The sequence below is a fragment of the Paenibacillus sp. FSL M7-0420 genome (genome assembly GCF_038002345.1).
Lineage (GTDB): Bacteria > Bacillota > Bacilli > Paenibacillales > Paenibacillaceae > Paenibacillus_AQ.
Genome location: NZ_JBBOCJ010000001.1, coordinates 3,650,647 through 3,674,131 on the forward strand (window position 1 = coordinate 3,650,647; position 23,485 = coordinate 3,674,131).

The following is a 23,485-nucleotide window of genomic DNA, read 5'->3' on the forward strand; positions in this document are numbered from 1 at the left end:
AGCAGCGTAATCCGGCCTTAGGCCGCCTCAATTATCACCTTTTGGTGACTATATCACAAAAAAGTGGGTACTGTTTTTCTTGTAACTTTTCCCCCATACTAGCGTTCATAGCAACTACAAACCACAAAAGGAGTGTATAATAGTATGGGCAGATTTGACGGGAAGGTAGCAGTTGTAACCGGAGGAACAAGCGGCATCGGGCTTGCGGCGGCACAGCAGTTCGTAGAAGAAGGGGCTTACGTGTTCATCACAGGACGCAGACAACGCGAGCTGGATGAAGCCGTACAACAGATCGGTAAGAATGTTACAGGCGTTCAAGGTGACATCTCAAAGCTGGAAGATCTGGATACCTTGTTCGACACTGTACAGCGGGAAAAGGGGCACTTGGACATTCTTTTTGCCAATGCCGGACTTGGGTCGTTCCTGCCGTTAGGCGAAATTACGGAAGCACATTACTACAAGACTTTTGATGTCAACGTCAAAGGAACTATTTTCACTGTACAAAAGGCATTACCCTTATTCCCTAACCAAAAAGGTTCCATTATCCTGACAGGCTCTACGACCGGATCAATGGGGGTCCCAGCGTTCAGTATCTACGGCGCTTCCAAGGCAGCGATCCGACAGCTCGTCCGCAACTGGATTCTGGATACGAAAGGGACGGAGATTCGGATGAATGTCCTTAGTCCGGGTTCGGTCGTCACACCGGCGTACGATGAATTATTTGGCTCCGAACTTGAGAATTACCTCGAACAGGCCAAAATAGATATCCCGCTCGGCAGAGTTGGACAGGTAGAAGAGATCGCAAATGCTGTCATGTTCCTGGCCTCTAATGAGAGCAGCTATTTGAACGGCATTGAATTATTCGTAGACGGCGGAGTGGCTCAAATCTAAATCGCTTAACGTTTTGTATCAACTCGGGAGATGATGGATTGTTATGAAAATCTTTCACTGTGAACTGGAAGTTACACTAGAGGTAATCGGAGGGAAGTGGAAAGGGCTTGTTCTGTACTATTTAATCAAAGGACCTAAGCGGACAGGGGAGCTTAAACGGCTTGTTCATAATATCTCGCAAAAGATGCTGATCCAAACGCTCCGGGAACTGGAGACAGACGGATTAATCCGCAGAACCATGTACAATCAAGTACCGCCTAAGGTGGAATACTCAACGACAGAGCTGGGCCAATCACTCGAACCGGTTTTGAAACTGCTGTGTAACTGGGGAGAGAATTACGCAGAACAATCCTACGCTCCTGGTGAGATTGAGATTTTAAATTTGGAATGAGCATGGGAAATTTAGGATGCCAAATGAGCCGAGGCTTAGTATAATAGGTGCAGACGGATTCCAAGGAGGAGGTGGTTGTATGAGTGCAGGCGATATTAGCGACATTAGCGGCATTACTCCGATGTTCCAATTGAATATGAAAAGGAGAGGCTTTCATGAGCTACAACCCCGAAATCCCGAGAACCCGGTATGACACCTATGGTGACCGTGAATGGACACGGCTTACGAAGGATGGTCCAGGCGAGCTTTTGTATCAGGTGCATCTGGATATTCTTCAACGTTACACTAAGCCTACAGATACTGTGCTGGAGATTGGCGCAGGCTCAGGCAGATATACCAAAGACCTGGCTACCATGTGTTCAGAATTGACCGTGGCTGACCTGTCCAGCCATCAGATAGAATTCAATCAATCCAAAATGCAAGAGCTGTCCCTGATGGATAGAATCAAGGCGTACCATGTGTTAGATGTGCTAGATATGAGTGTATTTGAAGATGCTTCGTTCGACACTGTGGTATGTATCGGCGGTGTAATTAATTATCTCTTGGACAAAGAGACGGAAGGTATCCGGGAACTGCTAAGAGTACTGAAGCCGGACGGGATACTGGTGGTCGGTTCCATGAGCTTCATTGGCTCTTCGCTGTATTATCTGGATGGCATCCAGTATGAGAAAAATCTGTTCGGTCTAGAAGCTACCAAATGGCTTATGGACACGGGGATTCAGGACGAAGCGAATTATCCTGTGCCCAGCAAGCATTACATCCATATGATGAGAAGCTCAGAATTGGATGCTTTATTGGCCCAGTTTCCGGTTAATATTCTGGAGAGAAGCTCTGCCGGACTATATACGCAAGCGGGAGACGCTGCCTTGGAGAACGCCCGTAACGATCCGGAATTCTGGAAGCTCATGATCAAAAAAGAAATTGCGTTCACCAAATTACCAGGCACCCTGGACTGCGGAATGAATATCATCTACGTGGTGCGCAAGTTATAATCGCTGACGCTGAATAAGCATGGCTTGGTCAAAATCCCGTCTGCCACAAACAGGCGGGACTTTTTGTATATCCGAAGGAACGGGGGATCACAGTAATGGGAGTATGGACTAGCTCAATGAATGGCGCACCTTGGACAAGAGGTAAAATGGATCAGGCGGTGAAGGAGCTCAGACAGCGGGCGCTTATTTCGTATGTCATCGATGTGGACAAGCTCCAAGATCTGCAGGAATTAGATCAGCATGTATTTGCCGAACGCCCGGATCTGGTCTTGTCGATTAGCCAAGCGGACAAGAACGGACGATATACCAAGGAATTGCTGCAGACGATTGCGGAGTTACAGCACATTACGGCCTTGCAGCTCAACCTGAATCATAGCATTGATCTGAGTGTTCTCGGAACGCTGGAGCGGTTGCAGTATCTATCCATTTCGGCCAAAAAGCCGGTGGACCTTAGCTTCCTCGCAAGCTTCAAGCAGCTGCAATATCTCTCTGTCCATGGGAAATTTCATGACTTAACGCCGATTGGCGAAGCTTCCAGCCTGGATACTTTAATCTTGCGGACTACGATTCATGAGCTGGAATTTGTGCGCCGGTTACCGAAGCTGCTGTGCCTCTTCATTCACGACTCCATCTTGAAAGGATCACTAGATGCTCTTGCCGATTCTACAATCCCCATGCTTAGTCTGGCAGCCATCCGTAACTTAACGGAGCTGGATGTACTAGAGTCCATGCACAATCTTATTTACCTGCGCTTATGCTTGCCTAAGGTTGAAGCGTTGTGTAACTTTTCGAATATGCCCAAGCTTGTACAGCTTGAACTCGATCAGATGAAATCCCTGGAGGATATTGACCAGTTATGGACCGCAACACAGCTGGAAATGCTGGAGCTCCGGGAGATTTCTGCAGCCGTGACAGCGAAGGAGTTAGAGCCTTTAACCGCGATGGAGCATCTGAAGCAGGTGGACTTCCAGTTCCTTGATCTCAAAAAAGGAAGGATCGCAGCCTTACGTGAGTCGTTTGCCCAGGCAGGCAAAAGCCATCTTCTGTATGAGAATATTGCCGAAGCCCAGCGAATAAAGCCCTTGTCGTTAGTGCATTTACGCAAGCATATAGGATCGGTTCAATAGGTTAGTTCAATAAGACAGAAGATAGGGGTGATCACAGTGATTGATTTAGTACAACTCCAGAAGAGAGTGTATCAGAATAAGGTCGAGAAGGGGTTCAATGTCACAGATATTTATCAGGAGTTCTGCCTGACTCACGGCGAACTGTCTGAGGCCTGCGAAGCTTACCGGAAGAAGAAAGACGACCTCGGCGAAGAATTAGCGGACGTTGCCATTTATCTGATTGGACTAGCTGAGATTCTGGGGATTAACCTGGAACAAGAGATCATGAGCAAGATCGAAAAAAATGAAAGCAGAGTCTATGAGAATAGGGATGGAGTGCTTGTGAAGGTGAAGGAATAATCTGAAACTAAGGAGTGACTCCATGAAATATTATAAGAAATTAACCGGAGCGAAGTGTTACTTAAGCACGGTGGCTGCAAACGATGCAGAAGCCTGGACCCGCTGGTTCAATGATCTGGAGGTGACAGCGCCGCTTGGAAATGAAGCTTATATCCTAACGTCTCTGGACAAGGAGCGTGAAGGAATAGATCATGCTCTCAAGTCTGGAGCACATATGTTCAGCATTGTGGACCTGGAGAGTGACATGGCCATTGGACGGTGCCTGCTGTTTGATGTCAATCTGGTCGACCGGAATGCCAAGGCAGGAATTTTTATCGGCGATAAGGAGTTTTGGGGCAAAGGATTCGGCTCTGATGCCATGAGACTGCTGCTTGATTACGGATTCAATCTGCTGAATCTGAACAATATTATGCTGGGGACGTTCGCCTTCAATGAAAGGGCCATTCAATGCTATAAGAAGGTCGGATTCAAAGAGATTGGCCGGAGAAGACAGGCACGCATTATCGGGGGCGTTAAATATGATGCAATCCTAATGGATATGCTGGCCGAGGAATTCGAATCGGTATTCGTGAAGCCGATTATCGCAGGCTCGCAGGTAAGTCAATAGGGTAGCTGTACAAGACAAAACACCGCTAAGGCACCTGGCGGTGTGTTTTGTTTTTTTCCGGCATCTATAAATGCATTAGTGGCGAGCTTCGTGCATAAGCACCCCGATGGTATGGAAAAACTTATATAGTGCAGATAAACAGCATGATTAGATTTCTCAGGAGGTTAGCATAATGACAACTCAGGACCCGAAGGAGCTTTTGAAGCGTAAACATGAGCAGGACGAGGAGAAAAGACAGTTCACTAACTTTGCCCGGGCTGTATCCGAAGACGGGGAAGTAGAAGCAGGTCAGGAATTCAGTCATGACCGGCTGCCTGACGACCAGAACCGGATGAAATCGGTGGAGAATAGACAGAACTGAGCAGGACCCTGACAGAAAAGTACAATGGATGGACCCTCAGGAAGCCTTCCATGCGTTCCTGAGGCTTTTTTTGTTTATTATTGTATACATACACTACTCATGGAGGTTCATTTATGGTTTTTATCATCTCAATTACCATCGTAGCCATTTTTGCATTATGGGGAGCTGTAGCGCCTGATCAGATGGCAGCTACAGCTAATGCTGCGTACAATTTCTCCATCCATAATTTCGGCTGGTTCTATTTGCTGGCTACTTTGTTCTTCCTGATCTTCACCTTCTATTTAGCCTTCAGCAGATTCGGCAGTATCCGGCTGGGAGACGATGACGACGAACCGGAATATTCCACGATATCCTGGCTGTCGATGCTATTCAGCGCAGGAATGGGGATCGGGCTGGTCTACTGGGGTGTCGCTGAACCGCTGTCCCATTATTTATCTCCGCCGGAGGGCGTAACAGGAGGGACGACAGAAGCAGCACGGATCTCCATGCGGTATTCTTTTTTCCATTGGGGACTGCACCCATGGGCCATCTATGCCGTCATCGGCTTGACGCTTGCTTATTTCCAGTTCCGCAAAGGGTACAAAGGCTTGATCAGCTCCGCTTTTATCCCTCTACTCGGGGAGCGGCTGGTATCCGGCTGGCTGGGCAAGGCCATCGATATTTTGGCGGTGATTGCCACCATTTTTGGAGTAGCGACTTCGCTGGGTCTCGGGGCTCTGCAGATTAACGGAGGTCTGCATTATTTATTCGGACTTCCGAACACCGTAGCCGCTCAGATTGCAATTATTGCGGTAGTGACCGTGCTGTTCCTCATCTCCGCTACCAGCGGTCTGGACAAGGGAATCAAAATTCTCAGCAACACCAACCTAGTGATCGCCGTTCTTTTGATGCTGTTCGTATGGATAACGGGTCCGACCTCGTTTATCTTTGATACCTTTACAACTACATTAGGCAGTTATCTGCAAAACATCGTCAATATGAGCTTGAGGTTAACGCCATTCTCCAAGGGAACCTGGGTCGGGGCGTGGACCTTATTCTATTGGGCCTGGTGGATTGCCTGGGCACCCTTTGTCGGAACATTCATTGCGAGGGTATCCAAAGGAAGAACAATCAAGGAATTTGTCATTTGTGTGCTGATTATACCGAGTCTGTTCGGTTTTATCTGGTTTTCGGTATTTGGCGGAACGGGCATGCAAATGGAGCTCTTCGATGGTGTCCAGCTGGCTGAAGCCGTTAAAGGAGACACGACCACCGCCCTGTTCGTCATGCTGGAGCAATTGCCCTTAGGCACGATAGTATCGTTAATAGCTACGATCCTGATTATGATCTTCTTCATTACATCAGCCGATTCGGCTACCTTTGTACTGGGCATGCTGACGTCAGACGGCAAGCTGAATCCCAGCGCAAGAGTCAAACTAACCTGGGGCATTCTGCAATCCTCCATCGCTGTTGTGCTGCTGATTAGCGGCGGACTGGGCGGCCTTCAGACCGCTTCCATTGTAGCTGCGCTGCCTTTTGCCATTGTCCTGATCGGCATGTGCTTCTCCCTGCTTAAAGCGCTCAAGGAGGAGGACAAAGAGCGCCGTCAACGGGAAAAGCGCCAACGTCAAAAGCTGAAGCGGCTGCTGGAGGAGCAAGAAACGGCCCGGCCTAATGTGGATTCCATTTGATCATTCATTTGTGAAAAGTTAATTTAAAGAGTTCTCTACCCCCCCATCCTCCAAGACCCGATGTTATCCTTAACTAAAATTATAAAAAGGTGTGTGTTAAAGATCACAACGGATAATCTAAGGATAGAAGCTAACAGAATGGAGCTAGTTGTAGAGAATTTATTAAAAGATTTCGGCGCGGTTTAGCCTGAAATAATATAAATGGATGAACCCTCAGGAACGCGATCTCAGCGTCCTGAGGTTTTTTTCGTAAAGCCTCCATTCACAATTCAGATTAATATCTTATAAGAAATTCTTGAAATCACAGAAATTCACCCGGGCAGGGGAATGCTATTATACCCCTATAAACAAAGACGAGGTGATGAGATGCAAGTAAAATCGGCAGCGGACGCCATTCCCCTCCCCAGACAGCGGAAGTCATGGATAAGAACGATAAAAAAGTATAGAGTGATGTACGCGCTCTTGTTCCCGGCATTAGTGTACTTTGCCGTATTCAAATACATTCCTATGGCGGGAATCGTGATTGCGTTTAAAAACTATAACCTTGCTTTAGGCCTATGGGATAGCCCATGGGTGGGATTTAGAAACTTCACAGATTTTATGAACGGCGTTTATTTCTGGGACATCATGAGAAATACGATTATCATCTCGCTGTATAAGCTATTGTTCGGCTTCTCCGCTCCTGTCCTGCTTGCTTTGCTGCTCAATGAAGTCTATACCCAATGGTTTAAGAAAATCGTCCAAACGATCACTTATTTGCCCCATTTTCTGTCGTGGGTCATTGTGTATGGAATGATGGTGGCATTATTAGCCCCAGGCGATGGTCTGATTAACATGATTATGAAGGATTTCGGTGTTGAACCTATCTCATTTCTAACGGAGCCTGCCTGGGGCAGACTGCTGATCATCTTATCTGAAATATGGAAGGATATTGGCTGGGGAGCGATATTGTACCTTGCGGCATTAGCAGGAATCGATCCCAGTCTATATGAAGCGGCACGGATGGATGGCGCCTCCAAGCTGAGGCAGTTATGGCATGTCACACTTCCCGGTATTCGCGGAGTCATGATTCTGATGCTGATCCTTAAATTAAGCCATATTCTGGATGCAGGCTTTGACCAGATATTTATGTTCGCCAACACCTTTAATCAGGAGAAGATCGACATTATCGACACATGGGTATACCGTGAAGGGCTTGAGCGGCTTAAGATCGGGCTCGCTACCGCTGTGGGATTGTTCAAAGCTGTTATCGGATTTGGTCTGGTGTTGGCAGCGAATAAGCTCGCAAAAAAATTCGACGGGCAAATCTGGTGAGGGGGTGATCTAAATGATCCATTTGACAATCGGGGAAAAAGTCTGGCAAGCCGTCGTTTATTTTATTCTGATTCTGCTATCCCTGCTGTGCTTACTCCCCTTTCTGTATGTGGTTGCGGTCTCAGTGACCCCGGAATCGGAAGTGTTAAGAAGAGGCATTGTTATTATTCCAGAGACCTTTACCTTTCTGGCCTATAAAGAAGTATTCATATCTCATGGCATCGGGCAGGCGTACAAAATCACCTTGTTCCGAACGATTGTAGGCACTTTGCTGAATGTGTTTTTCACGGTAATAGCGGCTTACCCGTTATCCAAAAAATATTTACCGGGGCGAAGCCCATTCCTGCTATTCATTGTCTTCACCATGATGTTTGGGGGAGGATTAATTCCTACTTATTTATTAGTCCGCTCGCTGGGATTGCTGAACAGTCCGTGGGTACTAATCATTCCACAGCTCATTAGTGCCTTTAATCTGGTCATTATCAAAGGATTTTTCGAGCAATTACCCGCAGAAATCGAGGAATCAGCGAGGGTAGACGGTGCCAGTGAGCTTCAATCGTTATGGCGGATCATTTTACCCTTGTCCTTGCCCGTTCTCTCTACCATTTCCTTATTCTACGCAGTCGGTCACTGGAACAGTTATTTCGATGCTATTGTCTATATCAATGATTCCAGCTTAATGCCGCTGCAAGTGATCTTGCGCAACATCCTGCTTAATGTCGCAACCCAAAGCGCTGATTCGCTTGCCAACTCCGGAACGGTTAGTACATTCGCTGTGCAAATGGCTGCCGTTGTCGTGACTACCGTTCCGATCTTAATCGTCTACCCCTTTATGCAAAAGCATTTCACCAAAGGTGTACTCCTGGGGTCGGTCAAAGGTTAAAAAGCATTTCAACCTGAGTTGTTACGGGGAAACCGTGATAATATAGAAGCAAAGGAGAGGTCATTATGCAACGTAAAGCGATTTCATTGGCTATTCTGGCAGCAATGGTCGGTATGGGAACGATGTTGTCTGGATGTGGGGAACAAAAAGAGGATACATCGGCAGCTCCAGGTAATTCACAAGACCCATCGAATCCCTTCAAAACCAAATTAAAAATCTCGATGTTTAACCAAGGCACCTTCAACGCTGCTGCTCCGATTCCTCCCCGTGAAGAAGATATCCAGCGCCAAATGCTGGAGGAAGCCGTAAATATCGACCTGGAAATGATGATTCCGCAATCCGGGCAAGCAACGACTAAATTAAATACGCTGATTGCCGGCGGAGATATTCCAGATTTGATCTTCTTGAAAAGCCGGGCGGATCTCGCGCAATACTATGATCAAGGCGTCCTTGCCGATTTGACACCGTATCTGGATCAATTTCCAGCATTACAGAAACGATTCAGTGACGACTCCTGGGAGGCGATGTCCTATCAAGGCAAAACCATCGGCGTTCCAGGTTATGATAATGTAAACGGGATCAGCCGCAGCTTCTTTATCCGCAATGATTGGCTGAAAAAGCTGAATATGGAAGTACCAACGACCCCTGACGAGTTATTTGAAGTTATGAAAGCCTTTACAGAGAAAGACCCGGATGGTAATGGCAAGAACGATACGTACGGATTCATCGGCGGTATGAACAAAGAAGGCAATCTGCAAACCTACGGCTTCGATAGCTTGATGTGGATGTTCGGCGTCAATCCTCCCTCAGCCATTGATGTGAAGGACAATCAGCCGGTGTTCCTGTTTACCGACCCCAAAATGAAAGAAGCGCTCGCTTATATTCATAAAATGATGGAGGCCAAAGTGGTAGATCCAGATTGGGTGACGATGAATACTCCCGAATTGCTGGATCAAAAGTTATTTAAGGGCAAAGTCGGTTTCATGATCAGAGATGCCCGCAGGCTGGAGCCGGATTATCAGCAGAAAATGAAAGAAATCAGCGGAGAAGTCCCGGAATGGATCGTCATTCCTCCAATGACTGGTCCTTATGGCGATCAAATTGTAGAGAGAAAATCGTTCCAGGGCAATTCATGGGCCATCTCCAAAAAAGCGGACAAGGACAAAATCATCCGGATCTTGGCCATGCTGAATTATCTCTTTACAGACGAGGAAGCCTATCCGAACTTCGCCTACGGAATTAAAGGGATTCATTGGGATGTTGTGGACGGTAAGATCAAGAATAAAACCTCTGAATTATCGAAGGAAATGAAAGAAAAATATCTATGGGTCGATCATTACAGAATGCCGCGTCATGGCGATGATGCTGAGTACTTCAGCTTCCAGAACCCTAAGACGGCTGAGGCCTTTAAGAACAATCAGCAATACGTGGCGGCTACGTTGCCCGGGAATTTATTGACCGAGGACCCGAACGATACATTGGCAACAGACCGCCAACGTTTCATTAATGAAAGCCTGGTCAAATTTATGACCGGCAAAGATCCTCTGGACAACTGGGACAATTTCCTCCATACGCTGGAGACCAAGTTTGACATGCAGAAGTATACGGACACAGTCATCAAGCAATTTACAGAAGCGGGCTTAATCAAGTAAATCAAACGAAGAGAGCGGCTATAATTAGCCCCTCTCTTTATTGTCATATGCTATGATTTGTTCAATTCAGCTTTAGAAGGAAGAGGATCCATGCGAAGAAGAATCAGCTTGCCTTTGAAATTATTTTTGATCGTGTTTGCCTTTGTATTAAGCTGCATTATCTTGATCAGCCAGCTGTCTTACCGCTATGTCCAAAAGGAAATAAGAACCTCTGACCTGTATTACACCAACCAGATACTTGACAAGGTAGATCAGTATTTCACCGTTAATTTCTCCTCCTTCCAGACGATCCTGTTCTCGGTGGAATCATCGGTGAAAGCCAACATTGGCAATCTGGATGTGATTAAGAAGCAATTACGAGAGCTGTATGAACTCAACAGTAATTACGTCAGTAATATTTATCTGATCAAAAGCGATTTATCCATTCTAGGCGGAAGTGCGCCTACCCGGATATTCGATGAATCTTTAGCTGAAAGAGAGCCATTGTTTGACGCGGCTGACAAGAACAGAAGGATTACCTTTGTCAGTGATCCTTACAAATCCAAATATTCCGGATGGACCGTTACGATGGTCCGGTATCTGAACAGCGCTCCGTTTCCTATGGCCATTGCGGTAGATCTGGATCTCAATGCCATTGAAGAAACCTTGTTCAAGATTAATACACAAGAACAAATGAATCTGGCTCTGCTCACCGCATCGGGAAAAATCATCGCCGGATTCTCGGAAAATAAAGGCCCCATAAGTATTCTGGATCATACCTTCTCCATCGGTGAAACGTCAGCGGAACAAATTCTGGATACCCCGGAAACCAGTCTTCAACTGCATACCAAGGAGGGCCTGCCCGTCTCCCTTCTCAAAAAACCGACAGAGAAATTCAACTGGACGCTGATCTCGATCAACGATGAATCACGCTTGAAAGCTGCGTTGTCCCGGCTGGAAACCTATTATATCGAGCTTCTGGCTGCCGGCTTTGTGTTAAGTCTATTCATCTCTTTGTTGATAGCCAAATATATAAGGACCCCTCTCTACGCACTCAAAACAAAGATGAAGCGGGTGGAGCAAGGCATTCTTACCACTCCAGTATCAATTAACCGGAACGATGAGTTTGGAGATCTCTCCAAGGCATTTGACCGTATGCTGCAGCAGATTGTGGAGCTGATCCGGGGAGCGGAGCTTCATCATGAACTGGAGCGGAAGCTGGAAATCCAAGTGCTTCAATCTCAAATAAACCCTCATTTTCTGTATAATACGCTGGGTTCAATCAGCAATGTCATCCGGCTCGGACGAATAGAGAAAGTAGATGTGGTCATCGAATCGCTCATTTCAATACTGGAATATGGGATCGCCGATGCTGCGGAGAAGGTCTCTCTGCGTCAGGAATTGCAAAATGTAGCGGACTATATCGCGATCCAGAACATCCGTTATAACCGAAGCTTCCACTTGATTGAAGATATCGAAGCAGGGTTAATGGATTTTCCTGTTTTTAGAATGCTGCTGCAGCCCCTTGTAGAGAACAGTATCTTCCATGGTTATAACGGAGGGGGAATCGAAGGCCCTATTACTATTCATGCGTACAGAGAGGGCGGCATCGTCATCATAGAAGTAATTGACCAAGGGGAAGGCATTCCAGCGGATACGCTAAAGTATATTCTGGTTTCAGAACCGGGTGATACGGAAGTGAAGCGGAAAAGAATCGGGTTAAACAATATTCATGACCGGATAAGACTTCACTACGGAGAGCAGTTCGGTCTCCAGATCATAAGCATACCTAATGAAATAACCCGTGTCCGCGCCTTATTCCCGGCAGCCTTGTTTAAAGGAGATGCATGATGGTGAGAGACTACACCTGCTTCATTGTTGACGATGAAGATCTAATCATACAACGATTGGAATTGTTTTTTAAGGAGCTCTCCCATAGGGATAAACGATTCCGTCTAGTGGGAAAAGCGAATAATGGGGTGGAAGGGGTAGAGGAGATCGTAAAGCTTAAGCCGGATATCGTAATCTCTGATATCGTTATGCCGCGAATGGATGGAATTTCCATGATTGAGCAGCTAAAGCCTAAGCTTCCTCATACGCAGTACATTCTTTTGACCGCCTATTCATCCTTTGAATACGCGCAGCGGGCCATTCAGGCCAACGTATTGGAGTACATTGTTAAGGTTCCGCTCAGGGAGGCGGATTTGGATCGCGCTCTTGCTAAGGCAGCGGGGATTTTAAATGAAATGAAGACCAAAGAAGCGGAATTTCAATCGTTACACATATCCGTGCTTGAGAATAAATATAGAGTCCGCAAGCAGTTTTTTAATGAGCTTATCCGCGGGGAGATTCCTACTCACCGGGCATCGGATTTTGCCAATCGCATGCAATTCCATTTCTTTCAAGCGAGCTATTGCTGCTTCATTGTGGAAATGAACCGGTATGAGAGTTTCCGGAACGATTATTCAGCTTCAGATCAAAACATCTTGAAATATGCGATTACGAATATCATCGAAGAAACGGTGGTGAATGGGGGCAGAGGCGTAGCTGCGGATCTAGCCGATAATCGTTTTATCGGCTTTCTGTCCTGGGAGAATCATCGCAGCGATATGGACACAGAATATGCTTGCCATTCATTGGGGAGTCAAATCATCTCCCACTTACAGCAATACTTGAATCAAAGGGTATCCGTCGCTTTTGGAGGCCCGCACCGGGGCTGGGAATCCATCAAACAAGCTTACATGGAAGCTAATAGCGTGAGTGAAGATTTCTATTATCATGAAGAGAGAACCGTCACAACGCCCATGCATCGCTTACATTATCATAACGACAAACAAGAGGACTTTCAGCTGAAGCTGGATGACTTCCTCAAATGGGTGCAACGAAAAGTATCCAAGGAAGAGCTGGAGAAAGAACTCTCTGAGCTAAACCAATGGGTGACGAATTATAAAATTCATAGGTCCGTCATGGCACCTATGCTCCAAGACTTATACAGAGACATTACTGCGAAATTTAAATCCCGGAACGCGGTGACCACGGATGTGTCGGAGCTTCCCATAAAATTCATGACCTTTGGGGAGCAGCTTGCCTATATTGGCGACTTCACCTTCGAATATGTACACGCCGGCCAACTTTTACATCGTATAGAAATTATGAGTGCACTGCGGTATATAGAGCACAACCTGAAACAGAGAATAACGCTGGAGGCTATTGCCGAGGAAGTGAATCTGGCTCCATCGTATTTCAGCAGCTTGTTCAAAAAAACAATGAACGAGGGCGTTATCAGCTACATCAACCGTAAAAAAATTCAATTAGCTCTTGAGCTCTTAAATATTCAGGATTACTCTTTATTGGAATTGTGTGAGGAAGTGGGAATTGTGAACGAAGGTTATTTCTGCAAATTATTCAAAGAGTACACAGGTGTTACGCCTAAGCAATACCGGATCAAAATGACACGGTATGCATCCAAATAAGGCTGCAAAGAATATATAAATTTCTCTCGAAATCCTATAAAAAAAAGGGCATCAGATGGCTTACCATGATAGAAGGATCTACTCATGGAGGTTATCAAAATGGAGCTTATTAAAGCAGATGTAACCGTCGTAGGCGGAGGGATTGCCGGAATATGCGCTGCCATTGCTGCCGCACGCCAAGGGCTGCAGGTCTCACTTATTAATGACCGGCCGGTTCTTGGAGGAAATGCGAGCAGCGAGGTCAGGGTTCATATCAACGGGTCAGCATATCTCGGAAACAGTCCATCCTATTATGCACGCGAGGGCGGATTGGTGGAAGAGCTCAAGCTGAAGATTTTTCACTATAACCCGTTATACAACAAGAAGCTGATGCTGTCGCTTTCGGATATGGTCTTGCTCGACATGGTTTATGCGGAGCCTAACCTTTCGCTATTTCTGAATACATGCGTGCATGATACGGGCATGGAGAACGGCAGAATTAAGTGGGTGGAGGGTCTTCAGTTAGCTTCCGAAAGAAAATTCCGGTTCGAAAGCCGAACCTTCATCGATTGCTCCGGTGATGGAGTGGTCGGATATCAGGCAGGTGCGCACTTCCGCCGGGGAAGAGAAGCGAAGCATGAATACAACGAAGAATTGGCTCCTGACGCGGCGGATCATTACACCATGGGCGACACGATCCTGTTTCAAGCCCGTGACGTAGGATATTCCGTTCCATACACAAGGCCTAACTTTGCCTATGACATTACGAAGCTGGCTTTTTTCGACAGTATCAGACAAGGCTTAAACCATCGGGCTTTACCCCGAAGAATCAACGGACTTGGCGGATTATGGTGGCTGGAATACGGCGGACATCTGGATACGATCAAGAATAATGAGGACATCGCCTTGGAATTGCGGAAATTGGTGTATGGGATTTGGGATTATATCAAAAATAGCGGCGAATTTGACGATGTAGACCATCTCATCTTGGATTATGTATGTCCGATTCCGGGAAAGCGGGAGTCACGGCGGTTCATAGGGGACCACATGTTGTCCCAGAACGATCTTACAGCAAAGCCGCATTTCGAAGATGCTGTCTCCGTCGGTGGATGGTATATGGATTTACATGCGAATAAGGGTGTCTACGATGAGGGACCGGCTACGGCATGGAATTTCGTGCCCGGATTGTACAATATCCCTTTCCGCAGTTTATATTCAAGCAATATTCCTAATCTCATGTTTGCCGGACGCAATATAAGCGCTACCCATGTGGCTTTCGGATCTACAAGGGTCATGGCCACCTGCGGTTGTATGGGGCAGGCGGTTGGAACGGCTGCTTCGTTATGCGTGAAATATGAGGCCGACCCTGCAGCCATCGTCGAATCTCATATGGAGGAGCTGCAGGCGCTGCTGCTTCGGGACGGCCAGACGATTGTAGGGCTTCAAGAGGAACTAAGTCCTTACTTCACTGAGGGATTAACGATTCGTGCTTCGTCTCAGCGCAGCTATGACAATCCCCTTCCAACCGAAGAGCTCTCCCTGGAGAACGGGTTATGCCTGGTCTTGCCGATTCAGACAGCCGTGGCGGAAAGTGTACGGGTCAAAATTAAAAACAGGTCCGGATGTCCGGAACCCTTGCATGTCAAGCTGTTTGGCGGAGAACGGAAGGAAAACTACATTCCCTCCAGCGGATTGAACGATTACCGCTTGGAGATTGCAGCCGGTCATGACGACTGGATTACGCTGGTCTTGGACTGCAAGACACCGGCTGACGACAAAATTTACATCGTATTGGAGGGCGCGGGTAGTCTTGCCGTATACGGCAATGAAGAGAAACTGACCGGAGCGGTCAGCTTCCAATATCGTCCGGAAGAGCCGTCCAGGCTGAAAAAAATCAATAAGAGCATTTGCTTCAAGGATCTGCTGCCGGCCCAGAGTATGTATACTCCCGAGAATGTTGTCAACGGCTTCTCCAGACCTTATGGCCTGCCGAACGGCTGGATTTCGGAGCGTACAGAAGGACAGGAATGGCTGGAATTCTGTTTTGACGGCCCCAAAAATGTAGAGGAAATCCATCTTGTGTTCAATTCACAGCTCGATTTAGAGCATTTCAACGACCCGATCGAGTCCCTTGTGCAAGATTATGAGCTGACCTTGACTCTAGAAGACGGAACCGAGAGGACAATCCTGACACGCGGGAATTATCTCACGTTGAATAAACATCAGGTGGATGCGAAACATGTCACCCGCGTCCGGATGAATTTCAGCAGAACGTATGGTTCACCTTATTTTGAAGTGTTTGCTGTAAAATGGTTTGCTCCTAAAATCGATAAATGAGGCAAGGTGAAGTCACGATGAAGGAATTATACCCTCGTAGAGGGCTCCCCAATGTCATTCATAAATTGGAAAATGGCGATACCATCACCATCGTGTATTTTGGCGGCAGCAATACCCGTTCTGAAGGCTACAGGGTCATGACGGCGGAATGGCTTCGTGAGCAATACCATCAGGCAGACATCCGCACGGTGAATGCAGGCATTAACGGGACTGGCTCGGATCTGGGCTGTGCCCGGATGGAGACCGATGTACTGCGTCACCGGCCTGATCTGGTATTTGTTGAATTTGCCGGCAACGATGGCGGAGATCCCGAATCCAAGGCGCGGATCGAAGGAATTGTCCGCCAGATCCGTAAGCGGAGCCGGTTTACCGATATCCTGTTCGTGTATACGCTGAAGGAGCGGGATGTGGCCGTATTCCAGTCCGGGGAATACCAGAAAGGGGCTATCATGCAAGAGGAAGTGGCTGACTATTATGGTATTCCTTCAATTCACCTGGGCGTAGAGGTCAGCCGCCTGGTATCTGAGGGGAAACTCGTGTTCACCTCAAGGGAGGACCTATCCGTTCCCGGAGTTGTTATTTTCACACATGATTCGATCCATCCGACCATTCCCGAAGGACACCAGATTTACACGGATACGATCACCCGGTCATTTGAGATCATGCGCGAACTCAGAAGTCATCCGGGAAGGCAAGTACATCACTTGCCCCGGCATCCGTTGGTTCCGGCTAATCCTTGGGAGTATGCGACCATGCTGTCACTGGATAGCCTTCCTGATACTATTATCACCGCAGGCTGGTCTTACGTAACGCCAGAGGAGTCTGCTCTAGTGCGTGAGTACAATTGGCTGTTCCCGGGCCTATGGCAGGCGGCCGATCCTGGAGAGGCGGTCACGGTTCAGTTCGAAGGAACCCGTATCGGGTTATTCGATATCGGGGGGCCGGATTCTGGCAGATTGAAGGTGTCGGTGGATGGAGGGGAACCCTTTATTATCGACCGGTTCACCCATTACAACGATCATAACCGGAATCAGTATGTATTCCTGCCGGAGCTCCCGAACGGGAAACATACGGTTCGCTTCGAGCTCGATACCGGCAAGACAGACAAAGCGGCTGTGTTCGAGGCAAGCGGCAATGAACGGAGCAGTGAGCATATCCGGCAGCATCCAGAGTGGTATGAGCAAACGGTGATCCGGCTTGGGAAGCTGTTAATGGTGCAGCCTCCCTTATAATGGCTCATTAGACATTGTACAATGGATGAACCCTCAGGAACGCGATCTCAGCGTCCTGAGGGTTTTTAGCTTTTGTTTCATTTCTTTTGTCCGTTCATATTCAGTTCATATTGACGTCACGGGGAATACACTTTCATTGGTTAAGCTTACATCTTAGCAAAAGAAGAAGTAGAAAGAGAGGGAGTCAAATGAGATTATTTGAGATACTTTTAGTTCTATCCTGTTTCGCGCTACTCGCAGATCTATTGTTTATCAGAAGAGGTGCAAAGACAACAGGGCTGGTTTTGGGGATCGGAAGCAGCGTTATATTGGTAGTTCAATTATTTGTAGAGGGATACAGATGGCAGTTGCTTTTGGTATATATGATGACGGCGTTACTCATACTCATCGTTATACTCAGGCATTTAGACAAGATGGGGAATATAAGGAATATAAAAGCAGGGAAGCTGTTGAAATATAGTTCATCTTCCATCATCGTCATTCTGCTTGTTATATCTACCGGCTTGTCTGTATACTTGCCCGTCTTTCATTTGCCGAAGCTTGAAGGTCCAGAGAACGTGGGGACTCAAATCTTTCATTTTACGGATCAGAACAGAGATGAAATCTTAACGGAAGATCCAGGCGATAAGAGGGAACTAATGGTTCAAGTGTGGTACCCTACTGGGAATAGCAATAACCACAAGAGTGAAGCACTTTTTCCAAAAGACAAAGAAATGTTCAAAAAGTATATTCAGACCTACTCCAGTTCCTTAAATCTTCCCGATTTCGTCTTCAATTACTGGAAGTATAGTAAAACCAACTCCTATGAAAATGTAGAAATATTACCTTCTACAAGTCCTTATCCCGTGGTACTGCTATCCCATGGTATGGGAACCAGCAGAGTTCTACATGCCTCGCAAGCCGAGAATCTGGCCAGTCACGGGTTTATCGTGTTCACCATCGATCATACGTATAGCACCTTTGCTACCATTTTTCCGGATGGCCGGGTAACGGACTATACCACCAAGATGACAACCGTAGAAGATCGCAGAAGAATCGGTAATATATGGACGAAAGATGTAGAGTTTGTCATCAATCAAGTGGATAAGCTAAATTCAGGTGCAATCGAAAGTCAATTTAAAGGAAAAATTGATCTAAATCATCTAGGCGTAATGGGGCATTCTTTCGGGGGGGCAACAGCGTTTAATACTACTTATCTAGATCCTAGAATCAAGGCCGGGGTCAATATGGACGGGTCATTAATCGAAGTGGACAATAGAGATGATCTAAAGAAGCCGTTTATGTTCATAAGATCGGGAAGCTTTAAAGACTGGTTAGCAGATTTTAAGAAGGATACCCAACCGGATAACGAAATAACGAAACAACTTTCAGATGAGCTGCACATTATGCAAAATGTGATCAATCAAGGGGGGCTTGCGATTTATGTGGTAGGTACCCAGCACTTCAATTTCACGGACCTTCAATTCTATTCTGAGCTGATTAAGCTGACTGGAATCACAGGCGACATTAATGGTAAACGAGGATCAGACCTCGTAAATCAATATGTCCTCGATTTCTTCAATAAGCAGTTGAAAGGAGAAGGCGGACAACTGCTCGAAGGTCCAAACGACAGCTATCCCGAGGTGAAATTTATAAAGCCCAAAGACCTGTAATATGAAACAATATACGATTTTGATATAATTACAAACGATTTCGGGAGCAGCACTCCCTTCTTTATACTATTCTGAGAATAGAAATAAGAAGGGGGTGCTGCTTATGATCGTTCAGGCTGTGATAGGAATGCTGTTGATTCCATTCCTGTTTTTCGGTATACGGGCAATAGTTCATTCTAAATGGTGTGTCAAACTAGTAGCTCATCAACTTTAAAACTGTAAGAATGAACCTCAGGGGTGTTAAAGGCTGAGCATGAACATCGAGCTAGTTATTGGGCTGATCCTGCACCCGTTACCGATTTCTGCTCTTACATTCAAGTAGGTGATTGTATTTCCTGCAATAGAAAATGGATTACTGACCGTAAAATGAGATTCTATTGTATTTCATACAGTAGAATGTTGTGTTTTGGGTGAAAACTGGCCATTGTTCAACATTCAATTGTACGGAATACAATAGATTTTATTTCGAAGCCTTATTTACAGCATTCCATTGTACAAAATGCAGTTACTATCGTTCCAGCGCCTACAGTATCCGAATGACTACTGCGGCGTATCTCTAACTCAAAAACAAGGGGTGTCTCAAGCAGCCATTTCATGGCTTATGGGATACCTCTTTTATTTTAAGAAAAACGCCTAACCAATAACGAACATCGTTCTTGACGAACAGTGTTCGTTATGTTATAAATGTATCAGCTTAACTAATTCATACGCTTATTTAAGGAAAGGAGGAGAGCGTTTATGTCAGATACGAAGGATAGCCGCAGTGTTCAAGCAGCCTTTTCCTTAAAACAGATCCTGCCCATACTTCTCGCTGTTGCTTCAGGGATGTTCCTGGTGATCTTAGACAGCACCATCATGAATGTAGCTGTTCCGAAATTAGTAAGTGCCTTCGATACTAATCTTAGTACGATTCAGTGGGTCATCACGGCGTATACCTTATCTTTATCGGCAGTCATTCCGTTAGCCGGCTGGTTCTCTGACCGTTTCTCGCCCAAACGGATGTTTATGATTAGTATTGTGTTATTTGTACTCGCATCTGTGCTGTGTGCAATGGCAACCACTCCTGGTCAGCTTATCATTTTCCGTATCATTCAAGGTTTGGGCGGAGGCATGGTGGCTCCCATCGGAATTGCCACTGTATTCATGGTCGCTCCACCTGACAAAAGAGGATCTGTCATGGGCATCCTCGGGATCCCGATGCTGCTTGCTCCTATTCTTGGCCCCTTATTATCGGGCTGGCTGATCGAGTACATCAATTGGCACTGGATCTTTTTCATCAACGTACCGGTTGGCATCTTGGCTTTATTCATGGCCTGGAGGTACTTACCTGCATCGGATGCACAAGCCAATAACAAGCTGGATGTGACCGGTGCGCTTTTGGCTCCTATTGCCTTTACTTCAATTGTGTTTGCCGTACATCAAGCAGGAGAGAAGGGGTGGTCCAATCTATGGACGTTAGCTCCTCTGGCCTTGGGCCTGGTTATACTGGCCATCTTTATCTGGAATGAGCTGCGGCAAAAGCATCCGCTGCTGGAGCTACGAGTATTCCGTTCGCCTACCTTTGTGCATGGCATTTCTGTCGCCTGGCTGAATCAGATCGCTTTGTTCGGAAGTATCCTTTTGTTCCCGCTGTATTTACAGCAAGTGAGAGGGCTAACTCCTCTTGAGGCTGGATTATATGTGATCCCGCAAGCCCTGTTATCTACTGTCGGGATTAACGCAGGCGGCTGGTTATTTGACCGTTTCGGTGTTCGCCCGGTAGCCATCATGGGTATTCTGTCCCTTTGCGGGTCCTTACTTGCTCTGACGCAGATTGATGCCCATACCAGTTCTCTATATATCATTTGCAGCTTTGCTTTTGCAGGGCTTGGTCAAGGATTAACGATGATGCAGATTAATACACATGTCCTCAGATCAGCTCCCAAGGAATTAATAAGCCGCGTTACGCCCATAACCACTTCAGCACAGCAAATCATGTCCAGCTTCGGCGTTACCATCACGATGGCTTTTCTGGCCAAACAAATCAGGGGACTTCCCGCACAGCACTCACCCGATCAATTAGGTCATGCCTTCGGATCAACCTTCTGGATTACTTTGGGCTTTGCAGTGATTGCATTGGTTTTATCTTTGTTTTTTGCAGGCAAGAAGCAAGATTCTTGAGAAAATACTTTCAAACGAAGGAGATGTCTACACATGACAACTGTTAATTCTACCGAACAACGCCGGATCGCCATTATTGGGGGTGGACCAGGAGGGCTAACGCTCGCCCTGATTCTGCAACAGCATGGTATTTCCTCGACGATTTACGAACGTGAACATGAGGACCTTAGCCATGAACGCGGAGGCTCCTTAGATATCCATGAAGAATCCGGGCAACTCGCTTTGAAGGAAGCCGGATTATATGAAGCTTTTCTGCAGGCAGCAAGGTTTGAGGGCGAAGACTTCCGGCTCATGGATAAGACGGGGACTATATACCTGGATGAAGTGGCCGATGAAGAGATCTCGGAAGGGCAGAGACGCCCGGAGATTGACCGTGGTGTGCTTTGTGACTTGCTTTTAAACAAATTAGATCCGTCTACCATTCAATATGGGTATAAACTGGAGAAGGTTGTATCTCTGGGCGAGGGTAAGACGGAGCTTCATTTTGAGAATGGACATATCGCTGTGGCAGATCTTGTCATTGGTGCGGATGGCGCCTTTTCCCGCGTTCGCCCTCTGCTTACCGATACAAATGTTGAATATTCAGGTCTGACTATGCTGGAGCTTAACGTTATTGCAGCCGATCACCCGGATCTGGCCGCATTCAACGCACGTGGCAAGATGTTTGCACTGGATGATCACAAAGGGATTCTGGGCCAGCTGAACGGCAACGGACGGATCAAAGTATATGCGAGTTTCAAGGTAGAGCGGGACTGGTTAGACGAAATCCGCAGCGATAACCCGCAGGAGATAAAGACAAAGCTGCTTGAGCTGTTTCACGATTGGAGTGAACCGCTCAAGAATTATATCCGGTATGCGGAAGATGCTGTTGTGCCCAGACGGATTTACATGCTACCTGTCGGCTTTCGCTGGGAACGGAACTCTGGTGTCACGTTGATCGGGGATGCAGCACATGTCATGTCTCCTTTTGCCGGAGAAGGGGTGAATCTTGCAATGCTGGATGCGCTGGAGCTGGCTCTTGCCATAGTAAGGAACAAGCAGACATCAGTGGCCATTGAAGAATATGAGGAGAAAATGTTCCAGTATGCCTCAGAGAAAGCATATGTCTCTAACGAAAATCTCATCCTGAGCTTCTCACAGAATGCGGCACCAAAATTTGCCGAACTGATACAATCTTACCAAGTTCAGGCTGATCAGCTGGGATGAGGTTATCTCCGCGGGTGTATTTACTATTGTCTTCCGGCATGTTATAAGAAAAGTATGATGAAACCTAAACGAGAAATTGTGAGCCGCCGCAACCGGCCAGCCAAAGAACCCCTCAGTCATGAACTAATTGTCAAAACCGCCTATGAGCTGCTGAAGCAGGAAGGGACCTCCGGTATGAGCATGAGGAAGGTTGCCAAGCAACTGGACACTGGACCTTCCTCCCTGTATGTTTACGTCAAAAATTTGCAGGAATTGAGTTCTTATGTGCTTGACCTTGGTCTCGGTGAGTTGAACCTGCCGGAGCTGACGGACGATAACTGGAAGGAGCAGTTATTTCAAGCACTGCATGCTTATGCGGAGCTGCTTATCGAGCAACCCGGATTAGCTGAGCTGTCTCTACAGACGATTCCTATTGGGAATCATGCTTTTCGTCTGAATGAGTATTTACTTACTGTCCTCCAGAAGGGAGGAATCACCTCAACGTCCGCTGCTTGGGGAACGGACCTGTTGCTCCTGTACGTGTCTTCCATTGCCTTGGAGAAGGCAAAGAGAGCAAACGAACTGATGGAAACTGCCCAGAGCTACTATAATGAAGCAGATCCGGTACGGTTTCCGTTGATGAACAGTCTGAAGACTGATTTATTCTCGGGGGATACTGCCTCCAAGGAGAGGTTCTTCTGGGCCATTGAAGTAATACTTCAGGGGATATTGTACAAACAGTTAGGAGACAATGGTAAGTAACCAAGCGACGAAGATCATGAGAGAGGTGTCTATTGAAATGGAAGCGAATCAACCGACGAAAGTAACTGTACAAGCCTTGGTTCAAGCCCCTATCGGGAAGGTATGGCGCTACTGGACCGAGCCGGATCACATCACGAAGTGGAATCAGGCCTCCGAGGACTGGCATGCGCCGAGAGCCGAGAACAATCTGCAGGCCGGCGGTACCTTTCTGACACGGATGGAAGCGAAGGACGGCAGCATGGGCTTTGATTTTGGCGGCGTATACGATGTCGTGAATCAGCACGAAGTGATCAGTTACACCATAGAAGACGGAAGAAGAGTGGAGATTACGTTCGTCGATCAAGGGAATGAGACGAAGATCATTCAAACATTCGATGCGGAAAACGCCAACCCCGTCGAGTTCCAGCAAGCAGGCTGGCAAGCGATCATGGACAATTTCAAAGCGTATACCGAGCACAATTAACTATCAAAGAAAGGCGCCTGGGATCCCAGGCGTTTT

General features: G+C 46.8%; 20 protein-coding genes. All 20 read left to right on the plus strand.

Translation table 11 applies throughout. The features are described from left to right. Positions 1–144 precede the first annotated feature (144 nt). Complete coding sequence (locus MKX51_RS15390) at positions 145–891, plus strand: SDR family NAD(P)-dependent oxidoreductase (RefSeq protein WP_340940639.1); 747 nt, start codon at positions 145–147, stop codon at positions 889–891. A gap of 43 nt (positions 892–934) precedes the next feature. After that, entirely contained in the window at positions 935–1,282 is a 348-nt protein-coding gene (locus MKX51_RS15395; RefSeq protein WP_340940638.1) for a winged helix-turn-helix transcriptional regulator, read from the plus strand. Positions 1,283–1,437: 155 nt separating this feature from the next. Further along, complete coding sequence (locus MKX51_RS15400) at positions 1,438–2,274, plus strand: class I SAM-dependent methyltransferase (protein WP_340993014.1); 837 nt, start codon at positions 1,438–1,440, stop codon at positions 2,272–2,274. Positions 2,275–2,369: 95 nt separating this feature from the next. Continuing rightward, entirely contained in the window at positions 2,370–3,401 is a 1,032-nt protein-coding gene (locus MKX51_RS15405) for a hypothetical protein (protein WP_340993015.1), read from the plus strand. 36 nt (positions 3,402–3,437) lie between these two features. Continuing rightward, positions 3,438–3,740 carry a MazG-like family protein gene (locus MKX51_RS15410; RefSeq protein WP_340993016.1) on the plus strand — a complete coding sequence of 101 codons (303 nt, stop codon included), beginning with the start codon at positions 3,438–3,440 and terminating at the stop codon, positions 3,738–3,740. Between the two features lie 22 nt (positions 3,741–3,762). Continuing rightward, positions 3,763–4,347 (plus strand): GNAT family N-acetyltransferase, encoded by a 585-nt coding sequence (locus MKX51_RS15415; RefSeq protein WP_340993017.1) that lies wholly within the window; start codon positions 3,763–3,765, stop codon positions 4,345–4,347. Between the two features lie 172 nt (positions 4,348–4,519). After that, positions 4,520–4,708 (plus strand): hypothetical protein, encoded by a 189-nt coding sequence (locus MKX51_RS15420; protein ID WP_340753538.1) that lies wholly within the window; start codon positions 4,520–4,522, stop codon positions 4,706–4,708. A 113-nt stretch (positions 4,709–4,821) separates the two neighbouring features. Next, complete coding sequence (locus tag MKX51_RS15425) at positions 4,822–6,378, plus strand: glycine betaine uptake BCCT transporter (protein WP_340993018.1); 1,557 nt, start codon at positions 4,822–4,824, stop codon at positions 6,376–6,378. Positions 6,379–6,744: 366 nt separating this feature from the next. Continuing rightward, positions 6,745–7,692 (plus strand): ABC transporter permease, encoded by a 948-nt coding sequence (locus MKX51_RS15430; RefSeq protein WP_340993019.1) that lies wholly within the window; start codon positions 6,745–6,747, stop codon positions 7,690–7,692. Between the two features lie 13 nt (positions 7,693–7,705). Next, positions 7,706–8,575 carry a carbohydrate ABC transporter permease gene (locus MKX51_RS15435; RefSeq protein WP_340993020.1) on the plus strand — a complete coding sequence of 290 codons (870 nt, stop codon included), beginning with the start codon at positions 7,706–7,708 and terminating at the stop codon, positions 8,573–8,575. Positions 8,576–8,640: 65 nt separating this feature from the next. Continuing rightward, positions 8,641–10,227, plus strand: coding sequence for an extracellular solute-binding protein (locus MKX51_RS15440; protein ID WP_340993021.1), 1,587 nt, complete (start codon positions 8,641–8,643; stop codon positions 10,225–10,227). A 90-nt stretch (positions 10,228–10,317) separates the two neighbouring features. Beyond that, complete coding sequence (locus MKX51_RS15445) at positions 10,318–12,057, plus strand: sensor histidine kinase (protein ID WP_340993022.1); 1,740 nt, start codon at positions 10,318–10,320, stop codon at positions 12,055–12,057. Further along, positions 12,057–13,679, plus strand: a complete 1,623-nt coding sequence (locus tag MKX51_RS15450) for an AraC family transcriptional regulator (protein WP_340993023.1) — start codon at positions 12,057–12,059, stop codon at positions 13,677–13,679. Before MKX51_RS15445 ends, MKX51_RS15450 begins: the two co-directional genes overlap by 1 nt. 99 nt (positions 13,680–13,778) lie before the next feature. Then, positions 13,779–15,995: an FAD-dependent oxidoreductase gene (locus tag MKX51_RS15455; RefSeq protein WP_340993024.1), complete on the plus strand. Its 2,217-nt coding sequence runs from the start codon at positions 13,779–13,781 to the stop codon at positions 15,993–15,995. 17 nt (positions 15,996–16,012) lie between these two features. Continuing rightward, on the plus strand, positions 16,013–17,227 hold the full coding sequence (locus MKX51_RS15460) for a GDSL-type esterase/lipase family protein (RefSeq protein WP_340993025.1): 1,215 nt from the start codon (positions 16,013–16,015) through the stop codon (positions 17,225–17,227). A gap of 188 nt (positions 17,228–17,415) precedes the next feature. Continuing rightward, positions 17,416–18,879 (plus strand): alpha/beta hydrolase family protein, encoded by a 1,464-nt coding sequence (locus MKX51_RS15465; protein ID WP_340993026.1) that lies wholly within the window; start codon positions 17,416–17,418, stop codon positions 18,877–18,879. Between the two features lie 738 nt (positions 18,880–19,617). Then, positions 19,618–21,039 carry an MDR family MFS transporter gene (locus MKX51_RS15470; protein WP_340993027.1) on the plus strand — a complete coding sequence of 474 codons (1,422 nt, stop codon included), beginning with the start codon at positions 19,618–19,620 and terminating at the stop codon, positions 21,037–21,039. 33 nt (positions 21,040–21,072) lie between these two features. Next, positions 21,073–22,245: an FAD-dependent oxidoreductase gene (locus MKX51_RS15475; protein ID WP_340993028.1), complete on the plus strand. Its 1,173-nt coding sequence runs from the start codon at positions 21,073–21,075 to the stop codon at positions 22,243–22,245. A 54-nt stretch (positions 22,246–22,299) separates the two neighbouring features. Then, a complete protein-coding gene (locus MKX51_RS15480; protein WP_445322008.1) occupies positions 22,300–22,986 on the plus strand; it encodes a TetR/AcrR family transcriptional regulator in 687 nt (228 codons plus the stop codon). 37 nt (positions 22,987–23,023) lie between these two features. Beyond that, the gene (locus MKX51_RS15485) at positions 23,024–23,449 is read left to right on the plus strand and encodes an SRPBCC family protein (RefSeq protein WP_340995615.1); all 426 of its coding nucleotides are present in this window, start codon (positions 23,024–23,026) and stop codon (positions 23,447–23,449) included. The last annotated feature ends 36 nt before the right edge of the window (positions 23,450–23,485 follow it).